Genomic DNA, 20363 nt, shown 5'->3' with positions numbered 1-20363 from the left:
TCAGTTCGAATATCCGTTGAGGGTGTGCGTCAGGTCGGTGAGGATCGCCCGCGCGGCGACCGGTCCGGGGGTCGACCACACGTCGTCGGTCACGGAGAACAGACGGTTGTCGCGCACGGCCCCGAGGTCGAGCCACTCGTCGGTCTGCATGTAGTCCTTGCCGGCCTCGAGCCCGTCCTCACCGGCGAAACGGACGAAGATCACATCGCCGTCCGCCGGGGCCGGGTCCTCGGTGTCGACGGCCTGCCACGGTTGTCCGTCGACGACCGCGAACCGCTGGGCCGGGGGCCGGGCAGCGCCGACGTCGCCGAGCACCTGCCCCGCGAACGACGCGGTGCCCTCCACGGTCGGGCCGTCGGCCGTGAACCGGACGATCGACGCCTGCGTCTGGGACGACACGAGCTCGCGGCCCAGATCGCGCGCGGCCGTCGCGTAGTCGTCGAGCACGCGACGTGCGGCCTCCGTGCGCCCGAGCGCCTCACCGACCCGCACGAACTGTTCCCTCCAGAAGACCGGATCGGACCCGACCAGCACGGTGGGTGCGATGCCGCTGAGGGAGGCGTAGACGTCCGGGGCGGTGGAGGAGCCGAGGATCACATCCGGCTGTGCGCGCTCGATCGCCGCGACGTCCGGGTTGCCCGCGCCACCCACGGGCGGGAGTTCGCCGATCCCGTAGCCGAGATATTCCGGCCGGCCGGTGAGCTCGGCGCTCGCTCCCACGACGCGCTCCCACAGCCCCAGGGCGCACACCGCGTCGAGCGCCGCGGGGTCGAGGACGACGATCCGCTGCGGGTCGGCGGGCACATCCGACCGGCCTGCGGTGTGCAGGACCGGCCGGGTGCCGGTGGTGGGCTGTCCCGGATCGAGCGGGGAGGGGAGTGCGCACGCGGTCGACGTGTCCCGGTCGATGCCCACGACCGACGCACCGGCGATGCGGGTCGTGGTGCGCACGATCTCCGATGCGTCGTCGTCGGGAGGTGTGGAGCATCCGGCCAGGGCTGTCGTCACCGCAGCGACGGCTGCGACGAGTACTGCTCGTGACCGGTGCACGGAAAACACGTCGGACCAACTCCTGTAGGACGCTGCTCGGATCGGACGGCTCAGGCTATCCGGTCGTGTGACGGTCGACGCCGAAGGTGTCCGCGAGGTCGTCGAGGATGCGGTGCGCACCCTGGATGCTCACCGGCATCATCCACACGCTGTCGTCGACCTCGACCTTCCTTCCCTGCAGGTTCTGCCACAACGGATTGGTGACGAAGGGTTCGGCCGCCGCCTGCGCCTTGCCGTCGCCGAGGTCGTAGGTGGTGACGAAGATGACGTCCGCCTCGGCCTCGGTGATCAGTTCGGGGCTGATGGCGTTCATGATGCTCGACGGATCCGACGGATCGGGACCCTGGCTCGCGGGGCGGGCGAGACCGGCGTCCTCGAGCACGATGCCGCTGAACGAGGTGGTGCGGTACAGCCGGGCCGTCGGTTCACCGGCGAAGCGGACGATCGAGATCGTCGGGTTGCCGGCCTTTTCGTTGATGTCCGCACCGATGGCCGCGGCGCGCTCCTCGTACTCGGAGATCTTCTGCTCGGCGAGGTCCTCCTTGCCGATGGTCTGCGCGACGAGGCGGATGTTGTCCTTCCACGTCGGTCCGGTCGACTGGGAGAAGACGGTCGGGGCGATGGCGGACAGTTCCTCGTAGTTCTCTCCGTCGCGCACCTCCGCCGAGAGGATGAGGTCGGGTTCGAGCGCGGCCACCTGTTCGAGGCTCACGTCCGCGGTCTTGCCGACGGACACGGCGTCGGTCGCGTGCTGCCGCGAGTCGCCGAGATAGTCGGGGAACTCGTCGGTGCGGTAGTCGACGTACCCGACGAGAGGTGCCTCGAGGAGAAGCACGGCGTCGGAATAGCTCGTGTCGAGCGCGACGATGCGGGTCGGCTCGCTCTCGATCGTGGTGGAACCGCGGAAGTGTTCGACGGTCCGGGGGAAGCCGGCGGCCGAGTCGGACGCGGTGTCGGTGGTCGCGTCGTCGGAGGTGTCGGCCGAACTGCAGCCGGCGACGAGGAGTCCGGCGGTCAGCAGTGCTGCCGCGAACCGGGCTGGTCGGGAGGAGAGAACAGGCACGGGTCGTCCTTCTGTGATTGCGGGGGGAAGTGCACCCTAACCCGTGCTGTTCGCGCGTGGTGGGGTCACCTGGTCTCGCCCTTGCATGTGAGGTGCAGCACAGCCTCGGATTGTGGTTGTCGGCTCCGCTCCAGGTAGCCTCGCGAGTCGAGTACGACAGTGAGTAGGACCCGGAGGGCGACCGTTTCGGGCAGGGTCTACGATTCGATGAGCGCAAGCCAGAGACCGTTCGCCTCCAGCCCGAGGTCGAGCGCGCATTCAGGAGGATTAGTGACTGCCGTAGCGCCCCAGCCAGTCCCAGAGATAGCTGCAGCAAGGCCGTACCCGCCGCGGCAGGGACCCAAGGGTTCGTTCATCTACAAGATGATCACGACCACAGATCCCAAGATGTTGGGGATCATGTACATGGTCACCTCGTTCGCCTTCTTCCTCATCGGCGGCCTGATGGCCCTGCTGATGCGCACCGAGCTCGCGGTCCCCGGCCTGCAGTTCCTGTCGAACGAGCAGTTCAACCAGCTGTTCACCATGCACGGCACGATCATGCTGCTGATGTACGCGACGCCGGTCGTGTTCGCCTTCGCGAACTACATCCTGCCGCTGCAGATCGGCGCCCCCGACGTCGCCTTCCCGCGCCTGAACGCCTTCAGCTACTGGCTGTACCTGTTCGGCGCGACGATCGTCATGCTCGGCTTCGTCACCCCCGGCGGTGCCGCGGACTTCGGTTGGACGGCGTACACGCCGCTCACCAGTGAGATCCACTCCCCGGGTGTCGGTGCCGACTTCTGGATCCTCGGCCTCGGCGTGATGGGTCTGGGCACCATCCTCGGTGGCGTCAACTTCATCACCACCGTGGTGTGCATGCGTGCACCGGGCATGACCATGTTCCGGATGCCGATCTTCACCTGGAACATCCTGATCACCAGCCTGCTGATCCTGCTCGTGTTCCCGCTGCTGACCGCCGCCTTCATGGGCCTGTTCGTCGACCGTCACCTCGGTGGCCACATCTACGACCCCGCCACCGGCGGTGTGCTCCTGTGGCAGCACCTGTTCTGGTTCTTCGGTCACCCCGAGGTGTACGTCATCGCGCTGCCGTTCTTCGGCATCGTCTCGGAGATCTTCCCGGTCTTCTCCCGCAAGCCGATCTTCGGTTACACCGGTCTGGTCTACGCCACGATGGCCATCGCGGCGCTGTCCATCGCCGTGTGGGCGCACCACATGTACGCCACCGGCGCCGTGCTGCTGCCGTACTTCTCGTTCATGACCTTCCTGATCGCCGTCCCGACCGGTGTGAAGTTCTTCAACTGGATCGGCACGATGTGGAAGGGCCAGATCACCTTCGAATCGCCGATGCTGTTCTCGGTCGGCTTCATCGTGACCTTCCTCTTCGGTGGCCTGACCGGTGTCATCCTCGCGAGCCCGCCGCTGGACTTCCACCTGCACGACTCGTACTTCGTGGTGGCGCACTTCCACTACGTGCTCTTCGGCACCATCGTGTTCGCGACCTACGCCGGCATCTACTTCTGGTTCCCGAAGATGACCGGACGCATGCTCGACGAGCAGCTCGGCCGCTGGCACTTCTGGCTGACCTTCATCGGCTTCCACACCACCTTCCTGGTGCAGCACTGGCTCGGTAACGAGGGCATGCCGCGTCGCTACGCCGACTACCTGCCGTCCGACGGGTTCACCACCCTGAACACCATCTCCACCATCGGTGCGTTCGTGCTCGGTGCCTCGACGCTGCCGTTCCTGTGGAACGTCTTCAAGAGCTACCGCTACGGCCAGGTCGTCACGGTCGACGACCCGTGGGGTTACGGCAACTCGCTCGAGTGGGCCACCAGCTGCCCGCCCCCGCGGCACAACTTCACCGAGCTGCCGCGGATCCGTTCGGAGCGTCCCGCCTTCGAGCTGCACTACCCGCACATGGTCGAGAAGATGCGCGCCGAAGCGCACGTCGGCCCGGGCAGCGACAAGCACAACGTCAACGTCCTCGAGGGTGCCGACCGTACCCCCGGCGACCATCCGCGCGCCTGAGCGCAGATCGACGATCGACCGAAGCCCCACCCGTTCACCGGGTGGGGCTTCGGCCTTTCCGTGGGTCCGGACCCGCGAACGGGAGCGGCGGTTCGCCCTGCAACAATGAACGAGCGAGCCGGTACGCGCGTGCGTCCGTGTGTACCTCGACAGACAAGCGATCGGAGACGTAGTGGCGTCTGACAGCACGGTGCTGGTGACCGTGACCGGACCTGACCATCCCGGCGTGACCTCGGTGCTCTTCGCAGCGCTGACGCGGCACGACGTCGACCTCCTCGATGTGGAACAGGTCGTGATCCGTGGCCGGCTCACCCTCGGTGTCCTCCTCGTCTGCCCGACCGATGTCGAAGCGATGCAGGACGAGGTCGAGTCCGCGATGGCCACCATCGGCATGCACGCCGACGTCCAGATCGGGGCCGAGCGCGGCGCCCGCACCGTCTCGACCCACGCCGTCGTCGTGCTGGGCAGCCCGGTCAGTGCCAAGGCGCTGCGATCGGTGGGCCGCACCCTCGCGGCCCAGGGCGCGAACATCGATTCGATCCGCGGCATCGCCGACTACCCGCTCACCGGCCTCGAGCTGATGATCACCGCGCCCGACACCAGCGTCGAGGCCGACGCCGCGCTGCGGCACGCCCTCGTCGAACTCGCCGCGGGCCTCGACGTCGACATCGCGGTGGAGCGCGGCGGTCTCGCCCGTCGTTCCAAGCGCCTGATCGTCTTCGACGTCGACTCCACGCTCATCCAGGGCGAGGTCATCGAGATGCTCGCCGCGCACGCCGGTGTCGAGGACAAGGTCCGCGAGGTCACCGAGGCTGCGATGCGCGGTGAGATCGACTTCGCGCAGTCCCTCGAACAACGCGTCGCGACCCTCGCGGGTCTGCCGGCGACCGTCATCGACGAGGTCGCCGAGCAGCTCGAACTCACTCCCGGTGCCCGCACCACGATCCGGACGTTGCGTCGGCTCGGCTTCCGCTGCGGCGTCGTCTCGGGCGGCTTCCGCCAGGTGATCGACCCGCTCGCACACGAACTCGAACTCGACTTCGTCCGCGCCAACACGCTCGAGATCGTCGACGGCAAGCTCACCGGGCGAGTGGTCGGCGACATCGTCGACCGCGCCGCCAAGGCACGCGCCCTCCGCGAGTTCGCCGACGAGGCGGGCGTGCCGGTCGAGCAGACCGTCGCGGTCGGCGACGGTGCCAACGACATCGACATGCTCTCGGCCGCGGGCCTGGGCGTCGCGTTCAACGCCAAGCCGGCCTTGCGCGAGGTCGCCGACACCGCCCTGTCATATCCCTACCTAGATGCGGTGCTCTTCGTCCTCGGCGTCACCCGCGAGGAGATCGAGGCGGCCGACCGCGTCGACGGAACCCTGCGCCGCGTCCCGATCGACGGCAGTGTCTGAGCTGGACCCCGACTTCGCGGACACGGCGCCCGAGCCGGTCTTCGAGGCCGCACCCGATCGGGTCTTCGACCCGGCCTCGGATCCGGGTTTCGCCGAGCGCCACGGCGTACTCACCCGCGGTTACGGGCACCGGCCCGACCCGGAGGATCCGGCGAAGGTGCAGGCGATGCCGATCGTGCTGCACATCCCCAAGGTCGATCCACCCGCCCGCAGCGCGGTGCTCGAAGCCGCCGCGATGTCCACCGTGGCACTGTGTTTCGACCCGCGGGTCGGTCCCGGCCCGGACGGCGAACCCGGTCCGTGGCAGAAACCCTTCCTCGCATGGAACGACGCGCGGATCCGGAAGGTCGCCCGCCGCGCCCGCGGAGCGCACTGGCGTGCCGCGCAGGACGTCGACGGAGTCACCGTCGACCACGCCGGTGCCCAGGCCCGGGCGTTCGTGCCCGGCCCGGTGGGGGAACTGGACCCGCGCATCTCCCGCCTGCAGATCGGTGGCACCGACCTGCCCCACGACGATCCGCCCCCACCGGCGGACGGCGTTCCGGTCCTCTGGGTGCAGAAGGACCTCGAGATGACCGTCGGCAAGGCGGCCGCGCAGGTCGGTCATGCTGCGATGCTGTTCGCGGGGGCACTGGACGTCGACACCGCACGCGCCTGGGCTTCCGACGGATTCCCGTGTGCCGTCCGCGATGCGGACGAGGCCACCTGGCGCGAGCTGCTCGCCCGCGTGGAAGCCGGCACGGCCGTCGCGGTCCGCGACGCGGGCTTCACCGAGGTGGCCCCGGGTTCGATCACCGTGATCGCGGTGCCCGGCACGGTCGACGAACGAGCCTGACCTCCACCGGCGTCGTGCCGCCGTGGATCATCCTTGCTCGATGGGTCCGTCGTCCGCGATCCAGAAGATCAGCACCGTCGGACCGTCGACCGGGTACGAACTTCCCACCCGCATCGGGGAGGTGTCCGCGGGCCTGCCGTCGGGGGCACTCGAATCGAAGACGCACACGATGTTGCCGCGATACCACTCGGGTCCGGCGAGGGTCACCGTGGCGGCGTCGCCCGAATGCAGAACGAACAGCCCGCTGCTGTCCTCGAGAGTGACGCCGGTGCGGGTCACGGTGCCGAGTTGCGAGCCGTCGACCCAGCCCTGCAGCGTGCGGCGACTGTCGTCCTGCCACGCATCCTCGTCGAGTTCGATCCCCTCGATGCCGAACCACACGAGATCGGGATAGCCCACGGACCGGGCGCGGCCCTCGAAGAAGCGTCGCTGCCGCAGCACCGGGACGCGCGTGCGCAGGCGGAGCAGTTCGCGCACGTAATCCGTTCGCGCACGGTCGGCGTGCTCCCAGTCCAGCGGCCAGGCGTCGCGGACGGGGACGTCCACGGGGACGCAGTAGGCGTTGTTGTTGCCGTTCTGCGTGTGCCCGAACTCGTCGCCGGCGAGCAGCATCGGTGTGCCCGTCGACAACAGCAGCGTCGCGAGCATCGCCCGGATGTGCCGGTCGCGGGCGGCGAGGATCTCCGGATCGTCGGTCGGCCCTTCGACCCCGTGGTTCACCGACTCGTTGTTGTTCGACCCGTCCCGGCCCTCCTCACCGTTCTCGTCGTTGTGCTTGCGCTCGTACGAGACCGCATCGGCGAGGGTGAAACCGTCGTGGGCGGTGACGAAGTTGACCGACATCCACGGCTGCCGGATGTTCCTGTCGTAGAGGTCCTCCGAACCGGTGAGCCGCGACGCCATCTCGCGGATCCCGGAACGTCCCGCCCAGTAACGGCGGACCGTGTCGCGGTAGCGGTCGTTCCATTCGGCCCATTGCGCGCCGAAGTTCCCGAGCTGGTAACCGTGTGCGGTGGCGTCCCACGGTTCGGCGACGAGCTTGACGTCGCAGAGGACGGGATCGGTGACGATCGCGGTGAGCAGTGCCGCTCGCGGATCGAAGGCCCCACCGCGGGGACGGGCCAGCGCACTGGCGAGGTCGAAGCGGAAGCCGTCCACCCCCATCACGTCCGCCCAGTACCGGAGGCTGTCGCACACCATCCGCACGACGATCGGTGAGGACGCGTCGAGGGTGTTGCCGCACCCCGTCAGGTCGATGTCCCGTCCGTGCGCGTCGAGCAGGTAGTAGCCGGGCGCGTCGAGACCGCGCCAGGACAGACTCGGACCGTCGACCGATGCTTCGCACGTGTGGTTGTAGACGACGTCGAGCAGCACCTCGAGCCCGGCGCTGTGGAAGGCGTCGACCATCGTTCGGAACTCGGCGATCTCGTTGCCGGGCGTGACGGCGTAGGCGGGATGCGGCGCGAAGTACGAGGCGGTCGAGTAGCCCCAGTGGTTGCGCATCCCCCGCGCACGCACCGACGGCTCGGTCACGAAGGCCTGCACGGGGAGCAGTTCGACCGTCGTCACTCCCAGCCCCACCAGGTGGTCGATCACCGACCGGTGGGCGAGTCCGAGATAGGTGCCGCGCAGTTCCGGCGGCACGAGCGGGTGACGGGCCGTGTACGAACCGACGTGCAGTTCGTAGACGACGGTGTTCTCCCACGGCACGCTGGGTTTGTCGTGCATGGGCGTCAGGACGGGGGTCACCACCGACAGAGGTGTGTGGCCGAGCGAGTCGGTGCTCGACATCGCACCGAACGGGTCACCCTGGTGGGGGATCAGCCGGTCCGGATCACCGACGTCGCCGACGATCCGCCGGGCCCACGGGTCGAGCAGGATCTTGTGCGGATTGGTACGCAACCCCCACTGCGGCTGCCACGGCCCGTAGGCGCGGTAGCCGTACCGTTGCCCGGCGCCGACGCCGGGGACCACCCCGTGCCAGACCCCGTAGGTGCGGTCGGGCAGGTCCACGCGGTGTTCGTTCCCGTCGTCGTCGACGAGACAGACCTGGACGCGGTCGCTGTGCGGGGCGTGGACGGCGAAGCGTGTCCCACCGTCGACCGGGGTGGGGCCGAGCGGGAAGGCGGCCCGGTCGGGGAGCGCGACCGAGCCGGACACGACAGCAGATTCGGATGCGGAGGACGACACGGGAACCGATCCTGCCGCGTTTCGGGCTCGGGCGTAAGAGAAGATGGTCCGCGTGGCACAACCTGATCCCGATTTGCTCATCGAATTCGACGACGTAGTGGTCCGACGCGGCGGGAACGTCCTCGTCGGTCCCGTGACCTGGAAGGTGGAACTCGACGAACGTTGGGTGGTTCTCGGACCCAACGGGGCAGGAAAGACCTCGCTGCTGCGGGTCGCGGCGGCCGAGACGTTCCCCACCTCCGGCACCGCGCACGTCCTCGCGGAGACGTTCGGAAAGACGGATCTGTCCGAACTACGACCCCGGATCGGATTGTCCTCCGCGGCCCTGGCCAACCGGGTGCCGAACGACGAGAAGGTCACCGATCTCGTGCTCTCCGCGGGCTACGGCGTGCTGGGCCGGTGGCGCGAGCAGTACGACGACATCGACACGAGCCGCGCGGTGGAGATGCTCGAGAGCCTCGGCGCGGAACATCTCGCCGACCGTCTGTACGGGACGCTGTCGGAGGGCGAACGCAAGCGTGCGCTAATCGCCCGGGCGCTCATGACCGACCCCGAACTGCTGCTGCTCGACGAGCCCGCGGCCGGTCTGGACCTCGGCGGTCGCGAGGAACTCGTGGCCCGGCTCGGGACGCTCGCGGCCGACCCGGATGCCCCTGCGATCGTGCTCGTCACCCATCACGTGGAGGAGATCCCGCCGGGCTTCACGCACGCGCTGCTCCTGAAGGAGGGCGGTGTGGTCGCCCAGGGCCTGCTCGACGACGTGATCACCGCCGAGAACCTCAGCGCGGCGTTCAGTCAGTCCATCTCGCTCGACAAGGTCGACGACCGGTTCTTCGCCCGCCGCACCCGCCAGGCGGGACGGCACCGCCGGTGACTCCGGGTCGGGTGGTGCCGGGACCGATCGGTTAGGTTGAGGCCATGGCCAACAATCGCTCGGCATCCACCTTCGATCCCACCGCGGTACCCATCCGCGACGCGTCCACCGTGATGCTCGTGCGGGACTCTGCGCGCGGCGTCGAGGTGTTCCTGCAGCGTCGTGTCGTCGGCATGGACTTCGCCGGCGGCATGACCGTCTTCCCCGGCGGCGGTGTCGACACTTCCGACACCGACGCCGAGGTGCGGTGGACCGGACCGGACGTGACCTGGTGGGCCGAGCGGTTCGGTATCGGCGAGGCGCAGGCCCGTGCACTGGTGCTCGCGGCCGTGCGCGAGACCTTCGAGGAGTGTGGCGTGCTGCTCGCCGGACCCACCGAGGATTCGGTGGTGGCCGACACCGGTGACTACGCGGAGGCGCGTCGTCTGCTGGAAGCGCGCGAGTTGTCCTTCGGCGACTTCCTGGAGAAGGAACAGTTGGTGCTGCGCGCCGACCTGCTGCGTCCCCACGCGAACTGGATCACCCCGCTGGGGGAGCGGCGCCGCTACGATACGCGGTTCTTCGTCGCCGCGGTACCGGAAGGACAGCGGGCCGACGGCAACACCAGCGAGACCGATCTGGTGCAGTGGCAGACCGCGGAGGAGGCCCTCGCCGACTGGCGGTCGGGCCGGTGCATCCTGCTCCCGCCCACGTGGAGTCAGCTGTCGATCCTGTCGGGCTTCGCCACGGTCGCCGACCTCATGGCGGCGGATCCGGTCATCGAGCCGATCCTGCCGATCATCAGCCGTCGCGACGGGGCGGTCCACATCGCGTTCGACGGGGACGAGGCCTACTACGAGGTCGGTACTCATCCGTGGGCCCAGCGCTCCGACATCTAGGCTGAGGACCATGGCTGAATTCGTGACCCTCGACGTCTCCGACGGCATCGGCACCATCCGTCTCGACCGCCCTCCGATGAACGCGTTGAACCGGCAGCTCCAGGAGGAGATCCGGGCCGCTGCGCGCGAGGCGACCGTCCGGTCCGACGTGAAGTCGGTGATCGTCTACGGCGGCGAGAAGGTGTTCGCGGCCGGCGCCGACATCAAGGAGATGGCCGACCTGAGCTACGTGCAGATGAGCGAGATCGTCGGCGACCTGCAGTCGGCCCTCGGGTCGATCGCCGACATCCCCAAGCCCACCGTCGCCGCGATCACCGGCTACGCCCTCGGTGGTGGCCTCGAACTCGCCCTCGGCGCCGACCGGCGCATCGTCGGCGACAACGTCAAGCTCGGCACGCCCGAGATCCTGCTGGGCATCATCCCCGGTGGCGGCGGCACCCAGCGACTGGCTCGGCTCGTCGGCCCGGCGAAGGCGAAGGATCTCGTCTTCACCGGTCGTTTCGTCGGCGCCGACGAAGCCCTGTCGATCGGTCTGGTCGACGAGGTCGTCGCCCCCGACGACGTCTACGAGGCTGCGCGTCGCTGGGCCGGGCAGTTCACAGGCGCCGCCTCGCGCGCGCTCGCCGCTGCGAAGGCCGCGATCGACCAGGGCCTCGACACCGATCTGGATACGGGTCTGAAGATCGAACAGCACGTCTTCGCCGCGCTGTTCGCCACGAAGGACCGCACCATCGGCCTCGAATCGTTCATCGAGAACGGGCCGGGCAAGGCGAAGTTCGTCGGCGAGTGATGCCGACCGGCACCTGCACTTGTCCACAGCTTACCGATGAGTAGGATCACCGCATGACTGCCAGCAGGACCGACGGGGTCGACCCCGCGCCGAATCCGCACGCCACTGCCGAAGAGGTCGCAGCCGCGCTCGAGGACACCAAGCTAGCCCAGGTGCTCTACCACGACTGGGAAGCCGAGACGTACGACGAGAAATGGTCCATCTCGTACGACGAGCGGTGCATCGACTACGCCAAGGGGCGGTTCGTCGCCGCGGCCGGCGATCAGCCGCTGCCCTACGAGCGCGCACTCGAACTCGGCTGCGGCACGGGCTTCTTCCTCCTCAACCTCATGCAGGGTGGGGTCGCGAAGACCGGTTCGGTGACCGACCTGTCGCCCGGCATGGTGAAGGTCGCGCTCCGCAACGCCGAGAATCTCGGCCTCGACGTCGACGGCCGCGTTGCCGACGCCGAGACCATTCCGTACGACGACGACACCTTCGACCTCGTGGTCGGCCATGCCGTGCTGCACCACATCCCGGACGTCGAGCAGTCGCTGCGCGAGGTGCTGCGCGTGCTCAAGCCCGGCGGCCGTTTCGTCTTCGCCGGTGAGCCCAGCACGATCGGCAACTTCTACGCCCGCATGCTCGGCCGGGTCACGTGGGAGGCCACCACCAACATCACCAAGTTGCCTTTCCTGCGCGACTGGCGTCGTCCGCAGACCGAGCTCGACGAGTCCTCCCGGGCGGCCGCCCTCGAGGCCGTCGTCGATCTGCACACCTTCGATCCTTCCGATCTCGAGAAGCTGGCCTCCTCGGCCGGAGCCGTCGAGGTCAAGGCGTCGAGCGAGGAGTTCGCCGCGGCCCTGCTCGGCTGGCCGGTGCGCACCTTCGAGGCCGCCGTCCCGCAGGAGAAGCTGGGCTGGAACTGGGCGAAGTTCGCCTTCGGTGGCTGGAAGGCGCTGAGCTGGGTCGACGAGAACATCCTCGAGCACGTCGTGCCCCGTAGCTTCTTCTACAACGTCATGATCACCGGCGTGAAGCCCGGCAAGTAGTTGGGTTACGACTTCACCCTCGCCGACGTCGAGTACCTGACGTCGGACGACGGCCGCGACGCTCTCGCGAGCGTCGCCGACCGGGAGCTGTCGACGCGTACGCGCCTCGCCGACATCGGCTGGGCGCGTACGCGTTTCGGCGATCGTGCCGGAATGCTGGTCGAAACCGTCATCCTCCGGCGCAAGGCGGAGGCGAAGATCGCCGGCGGCGGCGAGTGGGTGCTCACCGACGACGCTCTGCAGCAGTCCACGCCCACGCGCGTCGCGGCCCACCGCGCGAAGCGGTTGCGAGGGCGCACAGTGCACGACGTGACGTGTTCGATCGGCGCCGAGCTCACTGAACTCGTCGGGGTCGCCGAGACCGTGATCGGCAGCGATCTCGACGACGTGCGGCTGGCGATGGCCGCGCACAACGTCCCCGGGGCGTACCTCCTGCGCGCCGACGCCCTGCGTCCGGTCACGCGAGGCACCACCGTCATCGCCGATCCCGCACGCCGTTCGGGCGGGCGACGGACCCACGATCCGGCCGCGCTGCAACCACCGCTGCCCGATCTCCTCGACGCCTACGCGGGCCGCGATCTCGCCGTGAAGTGCGCACCGGGACTGGATTTCGACTCGTTCGACTGGGCCGGTGAGGTCGAGGTCGTCTCGCTCGACGGTGGAGTCCGCGAAGCGTGCCTGTACTCGCCGGGATTGAGCACTCCCGGCGTGCGCCGACGGGCTGCAGTACTGCGTTCGGACGGAACCGGTTTCGAGATCACCGACGCCGCGGACGACGACATTCCGGAACGGGAGCCGGGGGAGTGGATCGTCGACCCCGACGGCGCGATCGTGCGCGCCGGTCTCGTCCGCCACTACGCGGCAGCCCACGGACTGTGGCAACTCGACCCGCGGATCGCCTATCTCACCGGCGACAGCCTGCCCGACGGAGTACGGGGTTTCCGGATCGTCGAGCGTCTCAAGTACAGCGAGAAGACACTCCGTCAGGCGCTCGCCCGCCACGACTGCGGCGCGGTCGAGATCCTCGTGCGCGGCGTCGACGTCGACCCGGCGGTATTGCGTCCGCGCCTGAAACTGCGCGGGTCGGCCTCGCTCAGCGTGGTGCTCACCCGCATCGGCCGGACGCCGGAAGCCTTCGTCTGCACGCCGTCGCGCTGACCGCCCTCACACGGGCGGCCGTCCTCATACGGACTGCGGTTCGCGCAGCACCACCACGTCCCCGTCGAGGGTCGTGATCACGAACTCCCCGCCCGGGCCGACGCCGGTGCCGACCGGCAGTCCGGTGGCGGGATCGAGGGGTTCCTCCTCCATCGTCGCTCCGTCCGCGAGATCGAGCACCGCCGCTGCGAGACCCCGATCGCCGTCGACGACCACATAGGCCCGGCCGTCGGCGGTCACCGCCGGCGCACCGTACGGAGTCACGTCCGCCCGCTCCCACTCGACTTCGACGCTGTCGCCGCCGTCGCGCAGGGCCGTCAGCGGGGCGCTGCCGTCGGCCGACGCGAGGAGCAGCAGTCCGTCCTCGGTGACGGCGGGACCGAGCGCCGTGGGACGGCCGGTCTCGTGGGTCCATCGCGCTTCGCCTGTCTCGGCGTCGAGCGCCCACAGGGCACCCTCCCCGTCGTGGACGTAGACGGTCGAACCGTCAGCAGACAGAACCGGACTCGTCACCGCACCTCCGGGGAGGTCGGGTACCGACCACTCCTCGATGACCACGGCGTCATCACCGGCCGTGTAGCGCAGCGCCACGAGCGCCGACCTGTCCGAACCCGGACGCCACACGGTGACGAAGACACGGTCGGTGGCGGTGTCGACGGCCGGGGTGGTGGCGACCGGGCAGTCCTCCGAGCCCCCGAAGCAGGCGGGGAGGCCGTGATCGCTCGCGAGTCGCGGCAGGTTCTGCCCGTCCTCGAGGGTCGGCACCGGCACCAGATCGAACAGCGGTGCCTCGAGTTGTCCCGTCTGCGGGTCGACGACGTTGACCTGACCGAAATGCGTGACCACCAACAGGCTTCCGTCGGAGGTGAACTGTGCGCTGCGGGGGCTGCCGCTCACGGGAATGCGCCAGCGACGCTGGCCGTGCTCGTTGAACGACAGCAGTCCGCCGTCCTCACCGACGTAGATGTTCGCGACGCCGTCGGAGACGGGGGTGATCGTCGTGACGGCCGGGGCGAGACGCGTGCACCAGCGCTTGCGGCCCGTGTCCATCTGGAAGGAGAACAGATTGCATCCGGCCTCCGTCGCGGCCGCCACCGAGACCTGGCCGTTGGCCGCGATCCCGGCGGGGGAGCCGACCGGGCCGCCCAGCGGACGCGTCCAGCCGGGCGCGAGGTCGTCGACGCTCTCGGCGGTCGCGGTGTTGCTGTTGCGGGCATCGGAGTGCCGTCCCGGCCAGCCACCGCTCGACAACACGTCGTCGGTGCCGGCCCCACCGCCGCACGCGCTCAGCGCGAAGACCACCGTCAGCGCCGGGACCGCGGTCCGCAGGACACCCCGCATCACTCAACTCCTCCACAGGCGAACGATTCGACGTGTCAGCGTATCGGGCCGGGGGTCGTGAGCCGCGAACGAGGCGGACCGTAGGCTGCCCCTATGACGAGCATGTGGGGTGCACCTCTGACGGCGAGGTGGCGCGGGTCCCGTCGGAGGGATCCCGAACAGGTACGATTCCTGACGCTGTCCTCTCTGAAATGGGTGCTGGACAACAAGGCGTACACGCCCTGGTACCTGGTCCGGTACTACCGCCTGGCGAAGTTCCGGCTGGCCAATCCGCACGTGGTGCTGCGCGGCATGGTCTTCCTGGGCAAGAACGTCGAGATCCACGCGACGCCCGAACTGTCGCGCCTCGAGATCGGCCGCTGGGTCCACATCGGCGACGGCAACGCCATCCGCTGCCACGAGGGTTCGCTCCGGATCGGCGACAAGGTCGTCTTCGGCAAGGACAACGTCGTCAACACCTATCTGGACATCGAGATCGGCGCGTCGACGCTGGTCGCAGACTGGTGCTACATCTGCGACTTCGACCACCGCACCGAGGACATCACCTACCCGATCAAGGACCAGGGCATCGTCAAGAGCCCCGTCCGGATCGGTCCGGACACCTGGATCGCCGCGAAGGTCACCGTGCTCCGCGGCACCCGGGTCGGCCGCGGTTCGGTGCTCGGAGCGCACGCGGTCGTCAAGGGAGACATCCCCGACTTCAGTATCGCGGTGGGTTCGCCCGCCAAGGTCGTGAAGAACCGTAAGGTGGCGTGGGAGAGCGCCGCTGCCGAGCGTGCCGCCCGGGAAGCGGCGCTCGCAGATATCGCACGGAAGAAGTCGGTAGACACGCCCGCGGGCGTCCACCAGTAGCGACGCGGGCCGGGACACTGTCGGGGGACAGCAGATGGACTACTCGGAGTATCGGAGTCACGACGCGACCGGCCTGGCCGAACTCGTCGCGACGGGGCAGGTATCGGCGAGCGAGTTGCTCGAGACCGCGATCGCGCGGCTCGACACGGTCGAACCGACACTGAACACCGTCGTCCGCAGGCTCGACGACAAGGCCCGTGTCCTGGCACGCGAACCGCTCGACGGTCCGTTCGCCGGGGTGCCGTTCCTGCTCAAGGATCTGGGGCAGGATCTGGCCGGTGAGCCGACCTCGTGCGGGTCCCGTGTCCTCGCGGACCTGCCGATGGACGAGAACTCGGTGATCGTCGACCGGTGGCTCGGAGCCGGCCTGGTCCCGTTCGCCAAGACCAACACCCCCGAGTTCGGGGCGAAGGGCATCACCGAGCCCGAGGCGTTCGGGGCCACCCGAAACCCGTGGGATCCGTCGGTGACGCCGGGCGGGTCATCGGGTGGTTCCGCCGCGGCGGTCGCGGCCGGCGTCGTTCCCGCGGCGGGAGCGAGCGACGGCGGCGGCTCCATCCGCATTCCCGCCGCCTGCTGCGGGCTCCTCGGGCTCAAGCCCGGACGCGGACTCGTGCCCACCGGTATGCGCGGCGGGGAACCGCTGCACGGCGCGGCTACCAACGGGGTGATCTGCCGGACGGTGCGCGACGCCGCTGCCTTCCTCGACGTCATGGCGGGCCCGTACGCGGGTGGGCCGTATCTCGTCGAGCGTGCCCGGTCGTACGCGGAGGCCGCGCGCTCGGCGCCGAAGCGGTTGCGGATCGGATACGAGACCGCGTCACCGATCGGGACGCCGGTCGATCCGGAGGCAAAGGTCGCGGTGGACGCTGCCGTCGCGGTGCTCGAGGAACTCGGCCATCACGTCGAACCCGCCTCGACGGGTATCGACGAACGGCGTCTCGCAGAGGACTTCCTCATCATGTGGTTCGCCACGGCTGCCGCGGAGGTCGCCGAGGCCTGCCGCCTCACCGGAGCACGACCCGAGGACTTCGAGTTCGACACCCGCATCATCGCCGCCGTGGGCAAGGCGACCTCGGCGTCGGACTACATTGCGGCCCATGCCCGCTGGGCCGAGTACGCGAGCGGTCTCGCGCAGTTCCACGAACGCTACGATCTGCTGCTCACGCCGACACTCGCCTTCCCGCCGTGGCGCATCGGCGAACTCGACACGCCCCGCTGGATGCGGCGTGCCGGCGAGGCGCTCCTGCGTACCCGCACCGCGTGGATCGCGACCCGGGCCGGTTTCATCGACCGGGTGGTGGACGACAATCTGGGGCGCACCCCCTACACGCAGCTGGCCAATATCACCGGGCGCCCGGCGATCTCGGTGCCGTTGCACTGGACGGTGTCCGGTCTGCCGCTCGGGGTGCAGTTCGTCGGCCCACTCGGTGGGGAGAGTGTGCTCCTCGCCCTCGCAGGCGAACTCGAACAGGCCCGGCCGTGGTTCGATCGGCAGCCGCCGCTCGCTCCGGCCGAGTTGTCCGCTACCTCGTGAGTCGAAGGTCGACTCAGGGTCGGTCCAGTGGCTTCCGGTAGACGACCGTTTCACATAGGACCGCAAGAGCCGGAACGAGTTCCGGATGGCGCGTATCGAGCGGCGCGGGCTCCTCCGGCACGTACCCGAGCCGGGTGTAGAGCCGGTCGAGGAACACCTTCGACTCGTGTGAGGTGTCGCGCGGACGGATCACCTCGAGTTGCATTGCCTCGAAACCTCGCTCGGCGAACTCCGTCTCGACGGTGTCGATCAGGACGCGGCCGACGCCTGTGCCGCGGACCTTCGGGTCGGAGGCGAGCATCCCGAACTCGGCCGTCGTCGCGTCGACCGGGGTCACGCGGATACAGCCGACCACCCGGCCGTGCGAGCGGGCGATGCGAATGCTGCCCTCCCGTGCATATCGGGTGATCTCGTCCGTGTCGGTCCGTGTGGTGCCCGGTACCCACATGCCGTCCTCGGCCACCGCGTAGACCGCGTTGAGCAGTGCGGTGACGGCGACGATATCGGATTCGTGCGGTGCCAGGCGCTCGATTTGGAGCGTGTGCTGCTCGTTCATCCGCGGTCCGGGAGGGGACGTTGGGGGACCGTGGGGCGTGCGAGCGGGTGACGCACCCGCCGCTTCGCCGACGAGTAGACCTGCGCGGTTTCTTCGGCGACGCGGCGCCAGTCGAAGTCGTCGGTCAGTCGTGCCCGGGCCGCCCGCGCGCGCACTCGGGCGGCCTCGGGATCGTCGAGGGTTTCCCGGACGGCCGAGACGAGTCCGGCCACGTCGCCGGGCCGGAACGACAGTCCGGTCACGCCGTCGACCACGGCTTCGCCCAGGCCGCCGACGGTGGACGCGATGAGCGGGGTACCCGCTGCGGCGGCCTCGAGGGCGATGATGCCGAACGGCTCGTAGCGGCTCGGCAGCACGATCGCGTCGGCGCCGTGCAGCCAGCCGAGCAGTTCGGTGTGGTCGAGGTTGCCGAGGAAACTCACCGAGCGTGCGACGCGGTGTACGCGTGCCTGCTCGCGCAGCCACTCGAACTGGGTGCCCTCACCGGCGACCACGAGGGTCGTGCCGGGATGCGAGCGGCGGATGCGGGGGAGCGCGGCGATCGCGTCCTGCACACCCTTCTCGTATTCGAGGCGGCCGACGTACAGCAGTCGTGCCGGCCCGGGACGCGGTTCGCGGTCGCGGTACGACCAGGTGGTGATGTCGATGCCGTTGCGGATCACAGAGATCTCCGGCAGGTCCGGACCGTACAACTCGGTGACCTCGTCGTGCATCGACGCCGAACACGTGATGAGACGGTCGGATTCGTTGGCGAGCCACCACTCGACGGAATGCACCTGGCGGTTGATCCGGCCCGACAGCCAACCGCTGTGGCGACCGGCCTCGGTCGCGTGCAGGGTCGACACGAGCGGCACGTCGAAGTACTCGGCCAGCGCGATCGCGGGGTGGGCGACGAGCCAGTCGTGGGCGTGGACGACGTCCGGATACCAACCTTCGCCGATGCCGCCGCGGGTCAGCCCGATCCCGGCGCGGACCATCGCGTGGCCCATCGCCAGCGTCCAGGCGATCATGTCCTCGCCGAAGTCGAAGTGGGGTGCGTCCTCCGCGACCGCCACCACGAGCACGCCGTCGGCGATGTGGCTGATCGTGGGGTGGGTCGACGCATCGGTGCCGGTCGGGCGACGTGACAGCACCACCACCTCGTTGCCCGCCGCGGCGAGTTCGGTGGCGAGATGATGGACGTGTCTGCCCAGGCCGCCAACGACGACGGGTGGGTACTCCCATGAGACGAGCAGAATCTTCATCGCGGGCCTCCGTGGCGTCCGGGCAGTCGTCGGGCGTCGAGTCCTGGGAAGAGATTGTCGGCGCGGTTCCATCCGTCGGCCAGACGCCGTGCCGTCTCGGTGCGTCCGGAGTCGACCGCCTCGGCGATCTCACGCAGGGCGTGGGCGTGTTTGTGCGCGCGGTCGCGGGCATAGGCGGCGGCGGTGTCCTTGCTGACCATGAACGCCCAGTCGCTGGAGACCGTCAGCAGCGCTTCGCGCACCATCTGGTCGTGCACGCGGTTGCGGAGCGCGACCGACGACGTGCTCTGCTCGCGGGACTTGTCGATGCTGTCGAGGGTCGTGCGCACCACCTCGTCGTTGAGACGCACGAGATCGGCGACCTGGTCGCCGGCCCAGACCCGCCAGTCCTTGCCCGAACCCCACGACGAATTCTCGAGATCGACGGAGGCGCCGACGTATCCGCGGTCGCGGGCATCGGCGAGGGTTCCCACCTCGATGCCGGCCTCGGGAAGCGCGCGGAGCAGTCGTTCGAGGAAGATCGGACCTTCGAACCACCAGTGGCCGAACAGTTCCGTGTCGAAGGCCGCGACGACGAGTGCGTCCCGGCCGATGCGGCCGGATTCGCTGCGCAATCGCTGCCGGACGGTCTCGACGAAGTCGGCGACGTGCCGGTCGACGGCGTGCGACGCGAGTTCGGGATCGTAGGGCGCCTTCTCGTGCGAGGGCACCGTGCGGCCCGTGACGCGGGACGGTTTGAGTCCGGTGTCGTGGCAGTAGGTGTGGAAGTCGCGGTAGGCGGAGTGGCCGGGATAGCCGGACTTCGGCGACCACACCCGGTACGAGACCTGCAGGTCGCGGCCGAAACACACGACGTCCGAGTCGCGGACCGTGCGGCCGAGCGAGGTGTCGCCGCGCAGCGCAGGACCGTCGACCATGAAGTGCTCGACTCCCGCTGCGGCGTAATCGTTCTCCATGCCCGGCGTGTAACCGCATTCCGGGCCCCAGATGCCGCGGGGGCGATGGTTCCAGCGGGCGTGCGCGTCGGCGAGACCTTCGGACAACGAGAAGGTGCGCAGTCGCGGGTCGAGGAGGGGCTGGAACGGATGGGCGAGAGGCCCACCGAGCAGTTCGATCGCGTCGGCGTCGATCAGCTGCCGCACGACGGGGGATCCGCCGTGGCGCCATTGGGTTTCGAAGTCCTCCAGTGCCGCGGTGGCGGCGCGGTGCTCGCGGGCGCCGAGTGCGCGGTAGGACTCCTCCCGCATGCCGGCCGCCTCGTGCGCGCGCAGTTGCCAGTTGCCGAGCCAGTGGTGCATCCCGGCGAGGCAGTGCGGGTCGTCGAGTTGCGCGGCCAGTACCGGGGTGATGCCGAGTGTGAGCATCCGGGTTCGGCCTTCGGCGGCGAGCCGCCGCAGCACGTCGGTGACGGGCAGATAGGTCGCTGCCCACGACTGGTAGAGCCATTCCTCGCCGACGGGCCACCGGCCGTGGTGGGCGAGCCACGGGAGGTGGGAGTGGAGGACGAGCGCGAACATCCCGGGTTCGCGGG

The 20363-nt window shown here is 69.2% G+C and carries 17 protein-coding genes; 10 read left to right on the top strand and 7 right to left on the bottom strand.

The window, feature by feature from the left end; all coding sequences use genetic code 11:
• Complete coding sequence (locus tag K3M35_RS08120; RefSeq protein ID WP_374107754.1) at positions 1-1059, bottom strand: iron-siderophore ABC transporter substrate-binding protein; 1059 nt, start codon at positions 1057-1059, stop codon at positions 1-3.
• A gap of 46 nt (positions 1060-1105) precedes the next feature.
• Positions 1106-2113: an ABC transporter substrate-binding protein gene (locus K3M35_RS08115; protein WP_220666249.1), complete on the bottom strand. Its 1008-nt coding sequence runs from the start codon at positions 2111-2113 to the stop codon at positions 1106-1108.
• 270 nt (positions 2114-2383) lie between these two features.
• Here K3M35_RS08115 and ctaD point away from each other — a divergent pair, with 270 nt between their 5' ends.
• The 3 genes from ctaD (at position 2384) to K3M35_RS08100 (ending at position 6381) form a co-directional block, all read left to right on the top strand.
• On the top strand, positions 2384-4144 hold the full coding sequence (gene ctaD / locus K3M35_RS08110; protein WP_072740429.1) for a cytochrome c oxidase subunit I: 1761 nt from the start codon (positions 2384-2386) through the stop codon (positions 4142-4144).
• A 172-nt stretch (positions 4145-4316) separates the two neighbouring features.
• A complete protein-coding gene (serB, locus tag K3M35_RS08105) occupies positions 4317-5546 on the top strand; it encodes a phosphoserine phosphatase SerB (RefSeq protein WP_024101411.1) in 1230 nt (409 codons plus the stop codon).
• The gene (locus K3M35_RS08100; protein ID WP_094980279.1) at positions 5539-6381 is read left to right on the top strand and encodes a peptidyl-tRNA hydrolase; all 843 of its coding nucleotides are present in this window, start codon (positions 5539-5541) and stop codon (positions 6379-6381) included. The genes serB and K3M35_RS08100 overlap by 8 nt, the downstream gene beginning before the upstream one ends.
• Before the next feature lie 27 nt (positions 6382-6408).
• Here the strand turns inward: K3M35_RS08100 and glgX are convergent, their stop codons facing one another.
• Entirely contained in the window at positions 6409-8571 is a 2163-nt protein-coding gene (gene glgX / locus K3M35_RS08095; RefSeq protein ID WP_308257066.1) for a glycogen debranching protein GlgX, read from the bottom strand.
• Between the two features lie 43 nt (positions 8572-8614).
• Here glgX and K3M35_RS08090 point away from each other — a divergent pair, with 43 nt between their 5' ends.
• The 5 genes from K3M35_RS08090 to K3M35_RS08070 are packed head-to-tail and all read left to right on the top strand — an operon-like array spanning position 8615 to position 13302.
• Complete coding sequence (locus K3M35_RS08090) at positions 8615-9445, top strand: ABC transporter ATP-binding protein (protein ID WP_006554577.1); 831 nt, start codon at positions 8615-8617, stop codon at positions 9443-9445.
• A 44-nt stretch (positions 9446-9489) separates the two neighbouring features.
• Positions 9490-10323: an NUDIX hydrolase gene (locus K3M35_RS08085; protein WP_006554576.1), complete on the top strand. Its 834-nt coding sequence runs from the start codon at positions 9490-9492 to the stop codon at positions 10321-10323.
• A 10-nt stretch (positions 10324-10333) separates the two neighbouring features.
• A complete protein-coding gene (locus K3M35_RS08080) occupies positions 10334-11113 on the top strand; it encodes an enoyl-CoA hydratase-related protein (RefSeq protein ID WP_019288413.1) in 780 nt (259 codons plus the stop codon).
• 53 nt (positions 11114-11166) lie between these two features.
• A complete protein-coding gene (locus K3M35_RS08075) occupies positions 11167-12144 on the top strand; it encodes a class I SAM-dependent methyltransferase (RefSeq protein ID WP_019288412.1) in 978 nt (325 codons plus the stop codon).
• A complete protein-coding gene (locus K3M35_RS08070; protein WP_220666248.1) occupies positions 12145-13302 on the top strand; it encodes a class I SAM-dependent methyltransferase in 1158 nt (385 codons plus the stop codon).
• A 24-nt stretch (positions 13303-13326) separates the two neighbouring features.
• On the opposite strand, the gene K3M35_RS08065 is transcribed toward K3M35_RS08070, so the two are convergent.
• Complete coding sequence (locus K3M35_RS08065) at positions 13327-14643, bottom strand: PQQ-binding-like beta-propeller repeat protein (RefSeq protein ID WP_033097729.1); 1317 nt, start codon at positions 14641-14643, stop codon at positions 13327-13329.
• Positions 14644-14736: 93 nt separating this feature from the next.
• On the opposite strand from K3M35_RS08065, the gene K3M35_RS08060 reads away from it, so the two are divergent.
• Together K3M35_RS08060 and K3M35_RS08055 are read left to right on the top strand one after the other, a co-directional pair.
• Positions 14737-15495 (top strand): acyltransferase, encoded by a 759-nt coding sequence (locus tag K3M35_RS08060; RefSeq protein WP_006554571.1) that lies wholly within the window; start codon positions 14737-14739, stop codon positions 15493-15495.
• A 34-nt stretch (positions 15496-15529) separates the two neighbouring features.
• Positions 15530-17032, top strand: coding sequence for an amidase (locus K3M35_RS08055; protein WP_220666247.1), 1503 nt, complete (start codon positions 15530-15532; stop codon positions 17030-17032).
• Positions 17033-17045: 13 nt separating this feature from the next.
• Here the strand turns inward: K3M35_RS08055 and K3M35_RS08050 are convergent, their stop codons facing one another.
• Genes K3M35_RS08050 through K3M35_RS08040 form a run of 3 tightly spaced genes read right to left on the bottom strand, consistent with a single transcriptional unit; the run spans position 17046 to position 20349 of the window.
• The gene (locus K3M35_RS08050; RefSeq protein WP_220666246.1) at positions 17046-17588 is read right to left on the bottom strand and encodes a GNAT family N-acetyltransferase; all 543 of its coding nucleotides are present in this window, start codon (positions 17586-17588) and stop codon (positions 17046-17048) included.
• Entirely contained in the window at positions 17585-18832 is a 1248-nt protein-coding gene (locus K3M35_RS08045; RefSeq protein ID WP_220666245.1) for a glycosyltransferase family 4 protein, read from the bottom strand. Before K3M35_RS08045 ends, K3M35_RS08050 begins: the two co-directional genes overlap by 4 nt.
• Positions 18829-20349: a glycoside hydrolase family 57 protein gene (locus tag K3M35_RS08040; protein WP_037216018.1), complete on the bottom strand. Its 1521-nt coding sequence runs from the start codon at positions 20347-20349 to the stop codon at positions 18829-18831. The genes K3M35_RS08045 and K3M35_RS08040 overlap by 4 nt, the downstream gene beginning before the upstream one ends.
• Between the last annotated feature and the right edge of the window lie 14 nt (positions 20350-20363).

This window comes from Rhodococcus sp. DMU2021 (genome assembly GCF_019641445.1).
GTDB lineage: Bacteria > Actinomycetota > Actinomycetes > Mycobacteriales > Mycobacteriaceae > Rhodococcus > Rhodococcus pyridinivorans.
The sequence above is the reverse complement of the archived record's forward strand: the minus strand, read 5'-3'. Positions and strand labels throughout refer to the sequence as shown.

Coding starts and splice junctions, on each gene's coding strand:
- K3M35_RS08075 (WP_019288412.1), top strand. CDS start 11,167: ATGACTGCCAGCAGGACCGACGGGGTCGACCCCGCGCCGAATCCGCAC.
- K3M35_RS08065 (WP_033097729.1), bottom strand. CDS start 14,643: ATGCGGGGTGTCCTGCGGACCGCGGTCCCGGCGCTGACGGTGGTCTTC.
- K3M35_RS08045 (WP_220666245.1), bottom strand. CDS start 18,832: ATGAAGATTCTGCTCGTCTCATGGGAGTACCCACCCGTCGTCGTTGGC.
- K3M35_RS08040 (WP_037216018.1), bottom strand. CDS start 20,349: ATGTTCGCGCTCGTCCTCCACTCCCACCTCCCGTGGCTCGCCCACCAC.
- K3M35_RS08050 (WP_220666246.1), bottom strand. CDS start 17,588: ATGAACGAGCAGCACACGCTCCAAATCGAGCGCCTGGCACCGCACGAA.
- K3M35_RS08060 (WP_006554571.1), top strand. CDS start 14,737: ATGACGAGCATGTGGGGTGCACCTCTGACGGCGAGGTGGCGCGGGTCC.
- K3M35_RS08085 (WP_006554576.1), top strand. CDS start 9,490: ATGGCCAACAATCGCTCGGCATCCACCTTCGATCCCACCGCGGTACCC.
- K3M35_RS08090 (WP_006554577.1), top strand. CDS start 8,615: ATGGTCCGCGTGGCACAACCTGATCCCGATTTGCTCATCGAATTCGAC.
- K3M35_RS08055 (WP_220666247.1), top strand. CDS start 15,530: ATGGACTACTCGGAGTATCGGAGTCACGACGCGACCGGCCTGGCCGAA.
- K3M35_RS08080 (WP_019288413.1), top strand. CDS start 10,334: ATGGCTGAATTCGTGACCCTCGACGTCTCCGACGGCATCGGCACCATC.